19 protein-coding genes are annotated in these 15,477 nt (G+C 70.6%); 11 read left to right on the plus strand and 8 right to left on the minus strand.

Translation table 11 applies throughout. The features are described 5' to 3' along the window. Positions 1-107: 107 nt before the first annotated feature. From polX to FNH04_RS06855, 5 genes are all read left to right on the plus strand, one after another. Positions 108-1,865: a DNA polymerase/3'-5' exonuclease PolX gene (polX, locus tag FNH04_RS06835; RefSeq protein ID WP_322722680.1), complete on the plus strand. Its 1,758-nt coding sequence runs from the start codon at positions 108-110 to the stop codon at positions 1,863-1,865. A gap of 144 nt (positions 1,866-2,009) precedes the next feature. Beyond that, positions 2,010-2,270, plus strand: coding sequence for a thiamine-binding protein (locus FNH04_RS06840; protein WP_152781362.1), 261 nt, complete (start codon positions 2,010-2,012; stop codon positions 2,268-2,270). Next, the gene (locus FNH04_RS06845; RefSeq protein WP_322722681.1) at positions 2,267-2,680 is read left to right on the plus strand and encodes a helix-turn-helix domain-containing protein; all 414 of its coding nucleotides are present in this window, start codon (positions 2,267-2,269) and stop codon (positions 2,678-2,680) included. Before FNH04_RS06840 ends, FNH04_RS06845 begins: the two co-directional genes overlap by 4 nt. A 157-nt stretch (positions 2,681-2,837) precedes the next feature. Continuing rightward, a complete protein-coding gene (locus FNH04_RS06850) occupies positions 2,838-3,260 on the plus strand; it encodes a hypothetical protein (protein WP_152781363.1) in 423 nt (140 codons plus the stop codon). A 244-nt stretch (positions 3,261-3,504) separates the two neighbouring features. After that, the gene (locus tag FNH04_RS06855; protein ID WP_152781365.1) at positions 3,505-4,404 is read left to right on the plus strand and encodes a universal stress protein; all 900 of its coding nucleotides are present in this window, start codon (positions 3,505-3,507) and stop codon (positions 4,402-4,404) included. 108 nt (positions 4,405-4,512) lie between these two features. Here the strand turns inward: FNH04_RS06855 and FNH04_RS06860 are convergent, their stop codons facing one another. Beyond that, positions 4,513-5,538: a 6-phosphofructokinase gene (locus FNH04_RS06860; RefSeq protein WP_152781366.1), complete on the minus strand. Its 1,026-nt coding sequence runs from the start codon at positions 5,536-5,538 to the stop codon at positions 4,513-4,515. Positions 5,539-5,953: 415 nt separating this feature from the next. On the opposite strand from FNH04_RS06860, the gene FNH04_RS06870 reads away from it, so the two are divergent. From FNH04_RS06870 to FNH04_RS06895, 6 genes are all read left to right on the plus strand, one after another. After that, on the plus strand, positions 5,954-6,490 hold the full coding sequence (locus FNH04_RS06870) for a GNAT family N-acetyltransferase (protein WP_152781370.1): 537 nt from the start codon (positions 5,954-5,956) through the stop codon (positions 6,488-6,490). Between the two features lie 78 nt (positions 6,491-6,568). After that, positions 6,569-7,330, plus strand: coding sequence for a class I SAM-dependent DNA methyltransferase (locus FNH04_RS06875; protein WP_152781372.1), 762 nt, complete (start codon positions 6,569-6,571; stop codon positions 7,328-7,330). 60 nt (positions 7,331-7,390) lie between these two features. Further along, a complete protein-coding gene (gene uraD, locus FNH04_RS06880) occupies positions 7,391-7,957 on the plus strand; it encodes a 2-oxo-4-hydroxy-4-carboxy-5-ureidoimidazoline decarboxylase (RefSeq protein WP_322722682.1) in 567 nt (188 codons plus the stop codon). Further along, positions 7,957-8,307: a hydroxyisourate hydrolase gene (uraH, locus tag FNH04_RS06885; protein ID WP_152781375.1), complete on the plus strand. Its 351-nt coding sequence runs from the start codon at positions 7,957-7,959 to the stop codon at positions 8,305-8,307. The genes uraD and uraH overlap by 1 nt, the downstream gene beginning before the upstream one ends. Before the next feature lie 6 nt (positions 8,308-8,313). After that, a complete protein-coding gene (gene pucL / locus FNH04_RS06890) occupies positions 8,314-9,216 on the plus strand; it encodes a factor-independent urate hydroxylase (RefSeq protein WP_152781376.1) in 903 nt (300 codons plus the stop codon). A 55-nt stretch (positions 9,217-9,271) separates the two neighbouring features. Continuing rightward, positions 9,272-10,645, plus strand: coding sequence for an 8-oxoguanine deaminase (locus FNH04_RS06895; RefSeq protein ID WP_152781383.1), 1,374 nt, complete (start codon positions 9,272-9,274; stop codon positions 10,643-10,645). A 30-nt stretch (positions 10,646-10,675) separates the two neighbouring features. Here the strand turns inward: FNH04_RS06895 and FNH04_RS06900 are convergent, their stop codons facing one another. The 7 genes from FNH04_RS06900 to FNH04_RS06930 form a co-directional block, all read right to left on the minus strand. Continuing rightward, positions 10,676-11,491 (minus strand): chitosanase, encoded by an 816-nt coding sequence (locus tag FNH04_RS06900; RefSeq protein ID WP_386574057.1) that lies wholly within the window; start codon positions 11,489-11,491, stop codon positions 10,676-10,678. A gap of 213 nt (positions 11,492-11,704) precedes the next feature. Further along, positions 11,705-12,310: a 3'-5' exonuclease family protein gene (locus FNH04_RS06905; RefSeq protein ID WP_152781384.1), complete on the minus strand. Its 606-nt coding sequence runs from the start codon at positions 12,308-12,310 to the stop codon at positions 11,705-11,707. A 123-nt stretch (positions 12,311-12,433) separates the two neighbouring features. Further along, positions 12,434-12,856 carry an acyl-CoA thioesterase gene (locus tag FNH04_RS06910; RefSeq protein ID WP_322722683.1) on the minus strand — a complete coding sequence of 141 codons (423 nt, stop codon included), beginning with the start codon at positions 12,854-12,856 and terminating at the stop codon, positions 12,434-12,436. A 108-nt stretch (positions 12,857-12,964) separates the two neighbouring features. After that, positions 12,965-13,606, minus strand: a complete 642-nt coding sequence (locus tag FNH04_RS06915) for a hypothetical protein (RefSeq protein WP_322722684.1) — start codon at positions 13,604-13,606, stop codon at positions 12,965-12,967. Between the two features lie 25 nt (positions 13,607-13,631). Continuing rightward, on the minus strand, positions 13,632-14,231 hold the full coding sequence (locus FNH04_RS06920) for a histidine phosphatase family protein (RefSeq protein ID WP_152781390.1): 600 nt from the start codon (positions 14,229-14,231) through the stop codon (positions 13,632-13,634). Continuing rightward, positions 14,228-14,443 carry a DUF397 domain-containing protein gene (locus tag FNH04_RS06925; RefSeq protein WP_152781392.1) on the minus strand — a complete coding sequence of 72 codons (216 nt, stop codon included), beginning with the start codon at positions 14,441-14,443 and terminating at the stop codon, positions 14,228-14,230. Before FNH04_RS06925 ends, FNH04_RS06920 begins: the two co-directional genes overlap by 4 nt. After that, on the minus strand, positions 14,440-15,267 hold the full coding sequence (locus tag FNH04_RS06930) for a helix-turn-helix domain-containing protein (protein ID WP_322722686.1): 828 nt from the start codon (positions 15,265-15,267) through the stop codon (positions 14,440-14,442). Before FNH04_RS06930 ends, FNH04_RS06925 begins: the two co-directional genes overlap by 4 nt. Between the last annotated feature and the right edge of the window lie 210 nt (positions 15,268-15,477).

Here is a 15,477-nt window from a genome sequence, read left to right on the forward strand (position 1 = left end):
CCCTGACGTCGCCGTGGCGGTCTCCCACGGTGCGCGTCCCGGCCTGCTGGCCTCGTACGGCGACGCCCGACCTCGTACGGCCCCGCCCCCGCGCCTACCCTGGAACCGTGGCCCGGTCCAACGACGAGGTCGCCGCGCTGTTCCAGGAGTACGCGGACCTGATCTCGATCACCGGAGGAGACGCGTTCAGGGCACGCGTCTACGAGAAGGCTGCCCGGGCGATCGGCGGCTACCACGCCGACGTCTCGACGCTCGACCTCAAGGGACTCCAGGAGATCCCCAACGTCGGCAAGTCCATCGCCGGAAAGGTCCTCGAGTACTTCGACACCGGCAGCGTGTCCGCCGTCGAGGAGCTGCGGTCGAAGATCCCGGCCGGTGTGCGGCGGCTGACGGCCATCCCCACGCTCGGCCCGAAGAAGGCGCTGGCGCTGTACGAGGAACTGGGCATCTCCACGATCGACGAACTGGTCGAGGCCGTCCACGCCGAGCGGCTGCGCGACCTGAAGGGCTTCGGGCCCAGGACGGAGGAGAAGATCCTCCACGGCATCGGTCTCCTGCGGGCCGCCGGTGACCGTGTCCTGGTCGACGTCGCCATGGACCTCGCCGAGGACATCGTCTCCCGGCTGTCCCGGGTCACCGGCTGCCTGCGCTGCGCGTACGCCGGGTCGCTGCGCCGCCTGCGCGAGACGATCGGCGACATCGACGTCCTCGCCGCGGCGAAGAGGTCGGAGCCGCTGATGGAGGCGTTCACCGAGCTGCCGTACGTCACCGAGGTCGTCGCGCGGGGCGAGACCAAGACGTCCGTCCGCACCGACAAGGGCCTGGCGGTGGATCTCCGCGTCATCCCCCCGGACTCCTGGGGAGCGGGGCTGCAGTACTTCACCGGTTCGAAGGCGCACAACATCCGCACCCGCGAGCTGGCCGTGCACCAGGGACTCAAGCTCTCCGAATACGGGCTGTTCGACGTCGAGAGCGGGGGGAAGATCGTCTCCGAGACGGAGGAGGACGTGTACGCCCGGCTCGGCCTGCCGTGGATCCCGCCGACACTGCGCGAGGACCGCGGAGAGATCGAGGCCGGCCTGCGCGGCGAACTGCCCGACCTGGTGACCGAGGAGGACATCCGGGGCGACCTGCACACGCACACCGACCTCACCGACGGCCTCGCCCCGCTGGAGGAGATGGCCGCGGTGGCCGCCGAGCGCGGCTACGCCTACTACGCGATCACCGACCACGGGCCGGACCTGTACATGCAGCGGATGACCGACGAGCGGATGCTGGCCCAGCGGGAGCACGTACGGGAACTCGACCGCGCGTACGGCGGACGGGGCGGGCGCGGCGGTATGCGGCTGCTGCACGGTGCTGAGCTGAACATCGGCCCCGACGGCGGCGTCGACTGGCCCGACGACTTCCTGGCCGGCTTCGACCTGTGCGTGGCCTCGGTGCACTCGCACTTCAGCCAGGGCCGCGAGGAGCTGACCCGCCGGATCGTACGGGCCTGCGAGAACCCGTACGTCAACATCATCGGCCACCCCACCACCCGCATCATCGGCAAGCGCCCGGGCATCGACGCCGACCTCGACGAGATCTTCGCGGCCTGCGCGCGCACCGGCACGGCCCTGGAGATCAACGCCCACCCGGACCGGCTCGACCTGCGCGACGCCGACATCCTGCGAGCCAGGCGGCACGGGGTGAGGTTCGCCGTCGACAGTGACGCCCACGCCACCATCCACCTGGCCGAGATGCGCTACGGGGTGGGAACGGCGCAACGCGGCTGGCTCACCTGCGACGACGTGATCAACACCTGGCCGGAGGCTCGGCTGCGGCGCTTCCTGCGCAAGGGACGTGAGGAACGGGGCCGCTCGTGAGGGCGTCGAGGTGAGGCCGACTCCCGGCCGGCGGGAACCACACGTCGGTTAGAGTCGCTGCCAGGCGACGGACCGCGGCGGGCGATCCGGGTAACGGCGCAGTCAGGCCAGGTCAGGCCGGGCCGGACCGGGTTTGGGGGCAGTATGCGATTGCGGGTGGAGTTCACGACCGAGCCCTTCGACCTCGACGACGTGCCCGCGCACGCGCTGGTGGCCCGCGAGGTCGTGGAGGTGGCCGATCTCGACGCGGTGGAGGTCGGTCCGTTCGGCAACACCGCGGAGGGCCGCGCCGACGAGGTGCTCAGTGCCGTCGACGCCGTGCTGCGCAGGACCCTGGAGGCCGGTGCCACCCGGGTGTCGTTGCAGGTGAACGTGATCGACACGGCCGGGGAGGCCGGTAGGTGACCGGTATCGGGGACGATCCCTTCGTCACGGCCGTGAAGCCGTTGGTCGACGCCATGGGCGGCGAGATGCTTCCGCCGGACGAGGCCGGCCCGGACGACGTGGTGCTCTCCTGGGAGGGCGCCGACGTCGTCGCCGTACGGCTGCCGCAGCTCGCCGAGTCGCTCGACCACATCCTGGCCGCCATGGCGCGCGAACGGGGCAGGCCGCTGGCCGAGCTGGACCGCAAGGCCAAGCAGCAGGTCGTCCGGACGCTGGAGGCACGCGGCGCCTTCTCCGTACGGCACGGCGTGGAGACCGTGGCGAGCGCGCTCGGCGTCAGCCGCTTCACTGTCTACAACTACCTCAACTACGTCAACGAGCAGCGGGCCAGGGCTCGTGAGGGCGACGAGCGGTCGCGGCAGGACGGCTGACGCCGCAGTCCGGAACCTGTTGACATCCTCACCTTCGAGGCATAGGACAAAGGGCATAAAGCGTGTGAATGTGGTGCGCTTTGGGTTTCGGTGACCCCAGGCGGCCGAAGCCGACCTCTTGACCGTGCGCCGCGTTCCGCGCGCAGGAGGTGAACACATGAACGACACCGAACAGGCTCCCGAGGAACCCGAGGTGACCCCAACCGAGGATGAGGAGTCGGCTGCCGAGGCGGCAGAGGGGGAGGCCGGCGAGTCCGTGGAGTCCGAGGAGTCCGAGGCGGCTGCGGCCGAGGGTGAGGAGTCGGCGGGCGAGGAGCCGACAGGCGAGGAGTCAGCGGGCGAAGAGAGTGCGGAGGATGAGGAGGCGCCGGCGGCCGAGGGCGAGGAGTCGGCGGCCGAGGCTGAGGGCGAGGCCGGCGAGGCGGAGGGGGAGGCCGGCGAGGCTGGTGAGTCCGTGGAGTCCGAGGCGGCTCCGGCTGAGGGTGAGGAGTCGACGGGCGAAGAGTCGACGGGCGAAGAGAGTGCGGAGGATGAGGAGGTACCGGCGGCCGAGGGTGAGGAGTCGTCCACGGGTGAGTAAGGGCGGCCGAGCCCTGGCAAGGCGATCATGAGCACATCGACGCACGATGCCTTTTCCGCGCGGCCGGAGGAGAATGCGCTGGCTCCAACAGCCTCCTCCGGCCGCGCTCTTGTTCGATGAGACCTCTGCGCCGGGACCTTCGAGGCCACCTACGGCACGGGCACCGCGGGTCTCCCCGTGGAACAGTGGAAGGAGGCCGGCCGTGTGGCGCCTGCAGAGGCGCGTGCCTGGCGAGGAGGACACGATGAGTCACTCCGTGGTGGCGGGGATCGACGGGTCCGAGCGCAGTCTGGCGGCAGTCGACTGGGCGGCGCGGGAAGCGGCGCTGCGAGGCGCTCCGCTGCGCCTCGTACACGCCTCTCCACCGCTTCCGGGCCCCGACGTGCCGGTCTCGGCCGAGGAGACGCTGCGTCGCATCGGTGAGCGGATGCTCCAGCGGGCGGTCGCCGAACTCGGCCACCGTCATCCGGACCTCACGGTGCGGGGTGAGCAGGCGCAGGACGCCCCGGCCGCGGCACTCCTCGCCGCGGCGCGCGATGCCGGGCTCCTCGTCGTCGGCGCACGGGGGGCGGGCGGCTTCGACGGTCTGGCGGTCGGCTCAGTGGCCCTGCGGGTGGCGGCGGCAGCCGTTCGCCCCGTCGCCGTCGTGCCCCAGCAGCCCACCGGCACCTCCGGCACCTTTGCGGGAGCGATGCGCTCGCGGGGCGGTGCCGCCCCGGTCGTGGTGGGCTTCGACGCGCACCACCCGGTCGGCGAGGCGGCGGACTTCGCGTTCTCGGCCGCTGAGGCGCGCGGGGCGCCCCTGTGGGCGGTACGGGCGTGGGCCCTGCCGGCCGACTCCGTCTCCCCCCGGACACTGGTGGTGACCGAGGAGGACCGCGCCACCTGGGAGGACCAGGAGGTCCAGCAGCTCTCCGATGCCCTGCGCGCGTGGCGGGAGAAGTACCCGGACGTGACGGTCCGCTCCGACGTCGTCCTGCTCCACCCCGCGCAAGCCCTCCTGAACGCGTCCCGGGAAGCGGACCTGCTCGTCGTGGGCCGCCGCATCGATCCGCAGGCGGCGGAGGGGCGACTGGGGCCGGTCACCCACGCCGTACTGCACCACGCCCGCTGCCCGGTGGCGGTCGTACCGTACGCCGACTGAGGCGGGCCGGCAGCGGGCCGGCAGGACCGGCGGCTGTGCGGCGGGTTGCCCGGACATCCAGCCGAACCGGCCGGGAACAAGCCGAACCGGCCGGGAACACCGCGAACCTCAGCCGAAGAACACCGCGAACTCGTCGTACAGCGACGGATCGACCTTCTTGGTCCCTGCTGTGGCCTCGGCGAGGGGAAGGCGGATGATCCGGTTGCCGCGCAGGGCCACCATCGTGCCGAAGTCACCGTCCTTGACCGCGTCGACGGCGTGCAGCCCGAAGCGGGTCGCCAGCCAGCGGTCGAAGGCGCTCGGGGTGCCGCCGCGCTGGATGTGGCCGAGGACCGTCGTACGGGCATCCGTGCCCGTGCGGTCCGAGATCTCCTGGGCCAGCCACTCGCCGATGCCGGACAGCCGCACATGGCCGAACTCGTCCAGCGTCCGGTCCTTGAGGATCATCTGCCCCTCCTTGGGGACGGCCCCTTCGGCCACCACGACGATCGGCGCGTAGTTGATCTTGAATCGGCTCTGCACCCATGCGCAGACCTGATCGATGTCGAACGGCCGTTCAGGGACGAGGATCACGTTGGCGCCGCCCGCGACGCCCGCGTGCAGGGCGATCCACCCGGAGTGCCGCCCCATCACCTCCACCACCAGGGTGCGCATGTGCGACTCGGCCGTGGTGTGGAGACGGTCGATGGCCTCGGTCGCGACGCCGACGGCCGTATCGAAGCCGAAGGTGCAGTCGGTGCCGGACACGTCGTTGTCGATGGTCTTCGGGACGCCGACCAGATCGATCCCCTGCCGGCTCAGTTCGGCGGCCACACCGAGCGTGTCCTCGCCACCGATCACGATGAGTGCGTCCAGCTTGTGCGCGGCAAGGGTGTCCTGAACGCGTCGCGGCCCGTCCTCGTGCTTGAACGGGTTGGTGCGGGAGGAGCCGAGGATGGTTCCGCCGCGGGGGAGGATTCCGCGCACGTTGGTGATGTCCAGCGGCGTGACGTTGCCCTCGAGCGCACCGAGCCAGCCGTCCCGCACTCCGGCGAAGTCGAAGGCGTACTCCTGGACGCCCTTGCGGACGACGCTGCGGATCACGGCGTTGAGGCCGGGACAGTCGCCACCGCCGGTCAGTACGCCGACCCTCATGGCTGCCTCCCTTCCGCTGGTCACCCCGCCCGGCCGCGGCGTCTCGGTGATCGGAACCGCGATCGGAACCGCGATCGGAACCGCTGCCGGGGCGGGAACTTCTCCCTCCAGCCTCTCTCCATCCGATCCGCAGTGGCCACTCCACGGACTCCCGGCACGGCCCAGGCGGCTTAGGCCCAGGCGGCGGAGCAGGCCGAGCCGCTGGTGCCGGGCTCGCGTGGACCGAGCGGGTGCACCGGGTTCCCGGCGGGTTCGGTCGCGCTGGTCGTCGGCCACCGCCTGGCCGGGCGGCCGGTGGTCCGCGCACCGGCCCGGTCACCCACGCGGTCATCCATCACGTGGGCTGCTCTTTCACGGTGGTGCCCCACGACCGGCCGCTCCGTGAGGGGCCGTCAGGGTCGCCTAGGCTTCCGCCATGCACAACACCACACAGGACTTACGGATCCGGCCGGGCAGCCCGGCTGACGCACAGGCCATCCTGGACATGCTCGACGGCGCGGTGGTCTGGATGAACGAGCGCGGCAACACCGAGCAGTGGGGCACGACACCGTACTCGCGGAAACCCGGCGGGGTGGAGAGGATCGAGCGGTACACGACCGAGAACGACCCCTACGTCGCGGAGCTGGACGGAACTCCTGTCGGAGCCGTCGTACTGGACTCCGGCCCCAGCCCGCAGATGCCGATCGCACCGGCCGGGGAACCCGAGCGGTACGTCCGGCTGCTGATCTCCGACCGGCGGTACGCCGGCCGGGGCATCGGAGCGGCGCTGCTGGCCCATGCCGTCGAGGAGACCCGACGGGCCGGCGTGGAGCTGCTGCGGGTCGACTGCTGGGCGGGCGGCGGGGGCGAACTGGTCGCGTACTACGAACGCAACGGCTTCACCCCCACCGACCGTTTCGTGTCCGAGTCCCTGGGCTGGCCGGGCCAGGTGCTGGCCCGGCGGGTCGGCTGACGCCCGGCCCGGCGTGAAGTGGTCCACCGGGTGCTAATTCGTTGGACACCGCACGAGCCGGCCGCGAGCGTTGACGGAATGCAGCAGGAGACGGGAACGCGGCAGGAGAAGATCTGGGACGCCGACACGGCCCGGCGCTATGACACGCCCGGTACGGGCATGTTCGCGCCCGAGGTCCTGGGGCCGACCGTGGAGCGCCTCGCCGGGCTCGCGGGTGACGGAGCGGCGCTCGAGTTCGCCGTCGGGACCGGCCGGGTGGCCGTCCCGCTCGCCGAGCGGGGGGTGCCCGTCACCGGCATCGAGCTGTCGCGGCCGATGGTGGAGCAGCTGCGCACCAAGGCGGACGAAGCGACGATCCCGGTGATCATCGGTGACATGGCGACCACCGTCGTCCCGGGCGAGTACACCCTCGTCTACCTCGTCTACAACACGATCTCCAACCTGCTCACCCAGGCCGAGCAGGTCGAGTGCTTCCGCAACGCCGCCCGCCATCTCACGCCCGGCGGCCGGTTCGTGATCGAGCTGTGGGTGCCCGAGCTGCGCAAGCTCCCGCCGGGTCAGACGGCCACCGTCTGGCGGTCCGACTCCGGCTACATCGGTCTCGACACCTACGACATCCTGCGCCAGCGCGTCGTGTCGCACCACGTCCACTTCGACGACACCGAGCAGGCCCGGCTGTTCCGCAGCCCCCACCGCTACATCTGGCCGGCCGAACTCGATCTCATGGCCCAGCTGGCCGGGTTCGAACCGGAGACCAGGCACGCCGACTGGTCCGGCACCGAGTTCACCGCCGAGTCTCGTTCTCATGTCTCCGTCTACCGCGTCCCGCCCACGCGGTAGCCGCCCGCGTTTTTCAACAAACTGTTGACGCCGTGTCGTCGCAGGGCGTTAGCTGGTGCCGTGACTTCGACTTCTTCCGTTGCCGGTCTCGCCCGGTTCAACGCCCTGGAGGGGCGCGTGGCCGCCGAGGTGCTCCACGAGGCGTGCGCCTCGGCGGAGTGGGGGCGCGGGCTGCTCGCCGGCCGCCCGTACGCCACGGTCGACGACCTCCTCGCCGCGAGTGACGCCGCCATGGCGGAGCTGACCACGGGCGACCTGGAGGAGGCCATGGCCGGGCACCCGCCGATCGGCCGTCCGAAACCCGGCGATCCGGCATCCGCGCGGGAGCAGCGCGGCATGGCAGGCGCCTCCGAGGAACTCAGGGCCGAGATGCTCGAACTCAACCTGGCCTACCAGGAGAAGTTCGGTCATGTGTTCCTGATCTGCGCCACCGGACTGACCGGCGAGCAGATGCGCGACGCGGCCAAGGACCGCATCGGCAACGCGCCCGAGCGGGAACGCGAGATCGTCCGCACCGAACTGGGCAGGATCAACCGCATCCGCCTCACCCGGCTGGTGGCAGACCTCTCGGACGAGGCCGGGGAAGAGCCCGTGGAAGCCCCCGCGCACGAAGAGGACGACGACTGATGAGCACCGCATCGGTGTCCACCCACATCCTGGACACCAGCATCGGCCGCCCCGCCCAGGGCGTCCCCGTCTCGCTGTCGGCACGCGGAGCGGGCACCGAGGCCGGGTGGACCGCGCTCGGTGCCTCCGCCACCGACGCCGACGGACGCTGCAAGGACCTCCCGCCGCCACCGCGGGGCACCACACACGTACGGCTTCGCTTCGAGACCGAGGCGTACCTCTCCGCGCACCGGGACGGCGAGGCGTTCTTCCCGGAGGTGACGGTCACCTTCGCCGTCGTACCGGGCGAGCACTATCACGTTCCGCTGCTGCTCAACCCGTTCGGCTACTCCGTATACCGAGGGAGCTAGCGCACGATGCCCATCCTTGGACAGAACCAGTACGGCAAGGCCGAGAACCGGGTCGTCAAGATCACGCGGGACGGCACCACCCACCACATCAAGGACCTCAACGTCTCCGTGTCCCTCTCCGGTGACATGGACGAGGTCCACTACTCCGGCTCGAACGCGAACGTCCTGCCCACGGACACCACCAAGAACACGGTGTACGCGTTCGCCAAGGAGCACGGCATCGAGTCCGCCGAGCAGTTCGGCATCCGTCTCGCCCGCCACTTCGTGACCTCCCAGCCGTCGATCCACCGGGCCCGCATCCGTATCGAGGAGTACGGATGGGAGCGCATCGAGAACTCCGGTGAGGGCGAACACTCCTTCGTCCGCACCGGCCAGGAGACCCGGCTCGCCCAGATCACGTACGACGGGGACACCTGGGAGGTCGTCTCCGGCCTCACCGACCTGACCGTGCTGAACTCGACCAACTCCGAGTTCTGGGGCTACGTCAAGGACAAGTACACGACGCTCCCGGAGGCGTACGACCGTATCCTCGCGACCTCCGTGTCCGGACGCTGGCGCTTCAACTGGTCCGACGACGACCAGCCGATGCCCGACTGGGACGAGTCCTACGAACAGACGAAGCAGCACCTGCTCCGGGCCTTCGCCGAGACGTACTCCCTCTCGCTCCAGCAGACGCTCCACGCGATGGGCGCGCGGATCATCGACCACCGGGCCGAGATCGACGAGGTCCGCTTCTCGCTCCCGAACAGGCACCACTTCCTGGTGGACCTGGAGCCCTTCGGGCTGAAGAACCCCACCGCCGACGAAGCCGTGTACTTCGCCGCCGACCGCCCGTACGGCCTGATCGAGGCCACCGTCCTGCGCGACGGCTGCGAGGCGGGGATCCCGGCCGACCTCACCAACCTCTGACACGGACACGATCAGCCAGGACGCACCGCACGACACGGAAAGCAGAGGACGAACGATGGCTCAGCGCATCGTCATCGAGAACGCGGCGATCGCGACCGTGGACGCGAACGACACCGAGTACGCCTCGGGGTACGTGGTCCTGGCGGACAACCTGATCGAGTCGCTCGGCGAGGGACGGGCCCCCGAGGGCCTGGAGGACGTCGTACGCCGTATCGACGCCACCGGCCATCTCGTGACCCCGGGCCTGGTCAACACCCACCACCACTTCTACCAGTGGATCACCCGGGGCCTGGCCACGGACCACAACCTGTTCGACTGGCTGGTCGCGCTGTACCCGACCTGGGCGCGCATCGACGAGCGGATGACGTACGCGGCAGCGCAGGGGTCCCTCGCGATGATGGCCCGCGGCGGGGTCACCACCGCCATGGACCACCACTACGTCTTCCCGAAGGGTTCCGGCGACCTGTCGGGCTCCATCATCCGCGCCGCCCGTGAGACGGGGGTCCGCTTCACCCTCGCCCGCGGCTCGATGGACCGCAGCGAGAAGGACGGCGGACTCCCGCCGGACTTCGCCGTCGAGACCCTCGAAGGCGCCCTCGCCGCGACCGAGGCGACCGTCGACGAGCACCACGACGCCTCCTTCGACGCGATGACCCAGGTGGCCGTCGCCCCCTGCTCACCCTTCTCGGTCTCCACCGAACTCCTCAAGCAGGGCGCCGAGCTGGCTCGCCGCAAGGGCGTGCGGCTGCACACCCACGGCTCGGAGACGGTGGAGGAGGAGAAGTTCTGCCACGAGTTGTTCGGCATGGGCCCGACCGACTACTTCGAGTCCACCGGCTGGCTCGGCGAGGACGTCTGGATGGCCCACTGCGTCCACATGAACGACTCCGACATCGCCGCGTTCGCCCGTACGAGGACCGGTGTCGCCCACTGCCCCTCCTCCAACGCCCGTCTGGCGGCCGGCATCGCACGGGTCCCCGACATGCTGGCCTCCGGCGTCCCGGTCGGCCTCGGCGTTGACGGCACCGCGTCCAACGAGTCCGGCGAACTCCACACCGAACTGCGCAACGCGCTGCTCGTGGGCCGCCTCGGCCCGCACAGGGAGGCCGCGCTGAACGCCCGTCAGGCCCTGCGCCTCGGCACGTTCGGCGGCGCGCAGGTCCTGGGCCGCGCCCGGGAGACCGGCTCCCTCGAGCCGGGCAAGCTCGCCGACCTGGTGCTGTGGCGGATGGACACCCTGGCCCACGCGTCGATCGCCGACCCGGTCGCCGCGCTCGTTCTCGGCGCCGCGGCGCCCGTCACCGCGTCCTTCGTGAACGGCGAGCAGATCGTGGAGCACGGCCGTCTGCTGCGGGTGGACGAGGACGCCGTCGCCCGCTCCACCCGGGCGGAGGCACGGCGCCTGGCGGAGATCGCCGCACGGGGCTGAGCCCTGGAACCTCTCGACGGCAGGCAGGTGTCAGTCGATCGCGTAACCGTCCCCGTACACCTGCCACCTGAGCGGGAGATCCAGGTCCAGGTTGCCCGCCTCCAGGAACACGCGCTGGGCCGTGTCCACGCGGGAGGTGTCGCTGTGCGCGGGCTCCTGCTCCATGGCCCGGACTCGTGCGTCGAGGAAGGCGTGCAGGTAGGCCGTCTCGTCGCCGCCCCGGGCGGGAGTCCCGGCGTTGTTCAGCGCGCGCTCGCGGATGGCGCCGAAGCTGAGGCTGTCGGTGCCGGGGCCGTGCATGACCAGGGCGTCGTAGTAGACGAACTGGCCCAGGGTGCCGAGTCCGTCCTTCTCACCGAGGGCCACCGCAGGGTCGAAGTAGACCCGGTCCCGCTCGTCGCGCTGGGCTCTGCGGAAGGCCGCGGTCCGCGCCGCCTTCCGCCAGGCGGCCGTGAAGCCCGAACCCAGTCCCTCGTGCGAGTCCGTGCCGTTCACCGCGCGCAGGGCGGGCAGATAGTCGGCGAGCGGGTTGTCCGCGACGCGCACGGTGTAGAGCTCGACGAGGGCCAGCATGTCGCTCGTACCGGAGCAGAAGCCGATGACGCCTCCCGTGTAGCCGCGGCCGTCGCCGATGTCCTCGATGTAGTCGTACTGCTCCTCCCAGGCCAGCGAGGAGTTCTCGGCGCTCGACACCAGCCGCATGGCGATGTCCTTCTTCTCCGGATCGTCCAGCCCGGTGGTCGTCGTGGCCGCGTCCGCCGCCTGGTCCGAGAGGGACGGAAGGGCGAGCAGACCGGCGCCGAACGCGATCAGCAGCAGACGGCGGGACAGGGGCCCGGTGGGCAACGGCACAGGCTCTCCAAGTCAGTACTTCAGGGCGGTGATCGAGGGTCGCGTGCCGGTGTGGGAATGCGGTAAGCGTGCGGTAGCAATGCCGTTGGCGTGCGGTAGCAGGTTACTGTGACCTGTTGGGCGGACGCTGTGAGCCGGGCCCTGACCTGGGCCGCGAGGGCGTACGTGTCCCCGGTCGGCCGGGTCGCGAGGGGGCCAGGGTCGCGGCTACCCCCGCGCGGCGCCCTCCCAGGTCATCAGGTTCGCCAGCAGCTCCGCCTGCTCGATCGCGTCGTCGAGGGAGTGGTGCGTGTGCCGGCGCCGGGACAGCAGCTCGCGCGGCATGGTCCCCTTGGCGACCGCGCGCAACGGCACCCCGGCCTTCGTCGCGTACAGCGTCTTCATGTCGAGGCAGCCGGAGTGCCCGAAGGGGCTCTCGCCGGTGAAGCGGATCAGATACCAGTACAGGAACGTCCAGTCGTACGACGCCGGATACCCGCACATCACGGGCTGAGCACCCGCTTCCGCACCCACCTCGCGCACCCAGGCGCCGAACTCCGCGAGCGCGACGGCCGGTTCGGCACCCTTCTCGGCCAGCGCAGCACGGTCGAGCCCGCTCACGGCCAGCGCCTCGGGCACGAACTCCTCGCTGATCGGCCGGAGTTCACGGTAGAAGGTCCGCTCCTCCGGGTCGGCCGGCGCGAACCCGTCGGCGTCCTGGCGCCCCGCCACGGCCGCGCCGAAGCTGAGCATCGAGTACGGGCCGGGGATCGGGCCGTCGGCCTCGATGTCGACGGAGATGTAGAGGCTCGGTTTGAGCTTGCGCGGTGACATGGGGTGAGGATGGCGGGAGTTGGGCGGGCGGCGCATCCGGATTTCCGAGCCCGCGCACAGGACGACGAGGGGCCGCCCAAGGCCGAGTACGAACTCACTCCGGCCGCACGCACGGGAGTTGGATCAGAGGCCGAACGCCTTCGCGTCGGACGCCATCGCCTTGAAGACCTCGCGCGAGTCGGCGACGAGCCTGCGCTCCTTGAGGTCCATCAGCCCCCACTTCACCGAGATCTCGGCGGCCACCGTGCCGTCCGCCTTCCGTATCGTCTGCTCGATCCGGTGCGTCTTGCCCTCGTCCCAGATGAACGAGCACGTCACCTCGGTCTCGTCGCCCGCGCGCAGCTCCCGCAGATAGCGGATGGTCTGCTCCAGCGTCACGGGACCCACGCCCTTCGCCAGCAGCTCGCTCGGGGCGATGCCCGCCTCCTGCAGCAACGACCAGCGGGCGTGCTCCGCGTACTGCAGGTAGACGCTCTGGTTGAGGTGACCCAGGGCATCGGTCTCGTACCCGCGGACGGTCACCTTGACGGCATACTGCTCGGTCACGAAGTCCCCTTTTGCGACGGACAGGAGCGCTGGAGTGGTTCACGAGATCACTTCAACTGCCCTGTACCGTAAGCCCTTTCGATGGGACCCGGCCCGCCGGGTGCGGCCTCACACCCGGCGCGGCGAAGCCAGCACGTACCGCACCCCGGTGCGCGGCTCCCCGTGCTCACTGACCTGCCAGCCCGCGTCCGCCAGCGTGGCCGCGCAGCCGCGCAGCGCCGCGACGTCAGGCTCGTGCACGGCGACAGCCTCGGGCTGCGGGGTGGCCCGTACGAGGTAGCCGCCGCCTTCTGCGCCCGAGGCGGGTCCATGGCCGGCCGCCTCCAGGGCGAGGGCGGCGGCCTGCACGAGATGGGCACGCTCCCAGGCGCAGGGCCGGTCCGTGGCGCCGTCGGGGTTGGTCATCCGGCGCAGCTCCAGAAGCCCCTGCCAGGCGCCGCGCACCTCACGCAGCCGGGCGGGACCGGCCGGCTCGGCCCCCTCCTCACCCCCGATCCGCGCGGCGAACACCGCGGTCCCAGTGGGTGCGGGGGGCGGCGAGGCGGCGGGTGTGTCTGCCTCCTGGACCGCCTCCCGTACACGGTGCCCGGCCGGGGTCAGGAAGTGGTCGTGCGGCGGGCGCGGGTGCCGGAAGGCGAGTCCGCGCCTGACGAGCGCGGTGAGCTGCGCCTCCGTGCCCCTCAGTCGACCGGTCACGGGGTCGGCGGCGTCGATGACCCGCCGCTGCGCGGCGGTCGGCGGTCGTGTCACACCCCCTCCTTCCAGTCCTTCGAGACTAGGCGGAGGGACTGACATTCCAGCTCGCGATGACCGGACGCCCGTGCTCCGTGCCGAGCCGGCTGACGGTGGCGGTCTCCAGCCGGAACAGCGCCCCGCCCGAGGCCGGCAGCCCCAGCCACCGCGCGGTCAGCACGCGCAGGAAGTGCCCGTGGGCCACCAGCACGATGCTGCCCTCGGCATGCTCGGACGCGGCCCTCACCTTGGCCAGCATCCGGTCGGCCCGCGCCCCGACCTCCTCCGGGGTCTCCCCGGGGTGTTCGGGCGGGCCGGCCGCGACACCGTCCGTGAACAGGAACCAGTCGGGCCGGGTGCGGTGGATCTCGGCGGTCGTGATCCCCTCGTACCCGCCGTAGTCCCACTCGCTCAGATCGGCGTCGATCCGCACGTCATGCAGTCCGGCCAGCTCCGCCGTCTCCCGGGCCCGCTTCATGGGACTGACGAACACGGCCCCGATCCGCTGCCCGCCCAGCAGGGGCGCGACCATACGAGCCTGCTCACGGCCTCTGTCGGTGAGCGGGAGGTCCGTCCAGCTGGTGTGCTGCCCGGACCACGACCACTCGGTCTCGCCGTGCCGTACGAGGAGAAGATCACTCATATGTCACAGGCTACGGCGGCGTACGAGACGAAGGCGGTCCACTGGGTGGGCCCGAACGCGAGGCGGGGGCCTTGTATGTTCTTCGAGTCCCGTACATGGACGGTGCCGGGTGTTGTCGCAACTTCGAGGCAAGCAGGGCCGTCGTCGGTGCTGTAGCTGCTCTTGAACCACTTCAACTCGGGACGGTCACCGGCCGAAGGCTTCACGCTCATGTCTCTCCCAGCACTTTTTCGATGAAGGCAAGCGACTCTCGTGGTGGGAGGGCCTGAGACCGGATGACCCCGTAACGCAGCTCAAGGATCTGGACCTCCCTGGATTCCGAGATCAGTCGGCTGACCCGCTGAACCTCGTTGTACCCCACCGTGGTGCCCTCCTTGAGCCGCAGCAAGTGGAAGGGCCCACCGAGACCGGCGTTGTCCTCACGGTCCAGAGGCAGCACCTGGATCTCCACGTTCCGCATGTGCCCGATATCCAGCAGCCGTTCGAGCTGTCGGCGCAGCACCATTCTGCCTCCGACATGCCGCCGCAGCGCCGCCTCGTCATGGACGAAGCTGAATGCCGGGGTCGTCTGGGTGCCGTCGATGATCGCCTGACGAGCCAGACGTGCGGCGACTCGTTGCTCCAGGTCATCCTCGGAGAAGGCGGGGCATCGTGAGCCGAAGACGGCCCGCAGGTACTCCGGTGTCTGGAGGAGCCCGTTGACGACGGAGTTGTCGTACGCGCAGATCTCAACGGCCTCCGCCTCGAGCTTCGCCAGATCCCGAACCTTCTTCGGGTATCTCGCAACCTCCACGTCCTTCATCAACCCGGAGATCATCCCGCCCGCATCGAGCACAGCGTCAGCCGCCTCGAGGAACTGCTTCTTCGGCGCCCGCCGCCCCCGCTCCACCGAGGACACCTGCTCCTCGCTGTAGCCGATGGCCGTGCCCAACTCGGCCTGCCGGAGTCCCGCACGCTCGCGCCACATCTTGATGACCTTGCCGACCGTGCGCAGCACGGCCCCCGAGTCGTCGTCCTCGCCGACCGTAATGTCCACGCTCCGACACCTCCACGCGCCGCCGTACCCAACTCCCCATCGGCGTACGACGTCACGCGGCGCCGCCCGGACAGATCCGGACAGCGACCGGACAGTGACGCTGGGTACTGTCGACGGTGCTGGCCAGCGTAAACACAAGTGGCCACGCTGAGTCACATGAACACCGAGATTGCCCACTCGGCGGTGCCCGCTGACGGCCCCGCCCAACGC

The sequence above is a fragment of the Streptomyces phyllanthi genome (genome assembly GCF_009377205.1).
Taxonomy (GTDB): domain Bacteria; phylum Actinomycetota; class Actinomycetes; order Streptomycetales; family Streptomycetaceae; genus Streptomyces; species Streptomyces phyllanthi.

Excerpts from the sequence above, each read along its gene's own strand:
- FNH04_RS06840 (WP_152781362.1), top strand. The coding sequence starts at position 2,010 with ATGCGATTGCGGGTGGAGTTCACGACCGAGCCCTTCGACCTCGACGAC.
- FNH04_RS06850 (WP_152781363.1), top strand. The coding sequence starts at position 2,838 with ATGAACGACACCGAACAGGCTCCCGAGGAACCCGAGGTGACCCCAACC.
- FNH04_RS06855 (WP_152781365.1), top strand. The coding sequence starts at position 3,505 with ATGAGTCACTCCGTGGTGGCGGGGATCGACGGGTCCGAGCGCAGTCTG.
- FNH04_RS06860 (WP_152781366.1), bottom strand. The coding sequence starts at position 5,538 with ATGAGGGTCGGCGTACTGACCGGCGGTGGCGACTGTCCCGGCCTCAAC.
- FNH04_RS06870 (WP_152781370.1), top strand. The coding sequence starts at position 5,954 with ATGCACAACACCACACAGGACTTACGGATCCGGCCGGGCAGCCCGGCT.
- FNH04_RS06875 (WP_152781372.1), top strand. The coding sequence starts at position 6,569 with ATGCAGCAGGAGACGGGAACGCGGCAGGAGAAGATCTGGGACGCCGAC.
- uraH (WP_152781375.1), top strand. The coding sequence starts at position 7,957 with ATGAGCACCGCATCGGTGTCCACCCACATCCTGGACACCAGCATCGGC.
- pucL (WP_152781376.1), top strand. The coding sequence starts at position 8,314 with ATGCCCATCCTTGGACAGAACCAGTACGGCAAGGCCGAGAACCGGGTC.
- FNH04_RS06895 (WP_152781383.1), top strand. The coding sequence starts at position 9,272 with ATGGCTCAGCGCATCGTCATCGAGAACGCGGCGATCGCGACCGTGGAC.
- FNH04_RS06905 (WP_152781384.1), bottom strand. The coding sequence starts at position 12,310 with ATGTCACCGCGCAAGCTCAAACCGAGCCTCTACATCTCCGTCGACATC.
- FNH04_RS06920 (WP_152781390.1), bottom strand. The coding sequence starts at position 14,231 with ATGAGTGATCTTCTCCTCGTACGGCACGGCGAGACCGAGTGGTCGTGG.
- FNH04_RS06925 (WP_152781392.1), bottom strand. The coding sequence starts at position 14,443 with ATGAGCGTGAAGCCTTCGGCCGGTGACCGTCCCGAGTTGAAGTGGTTC.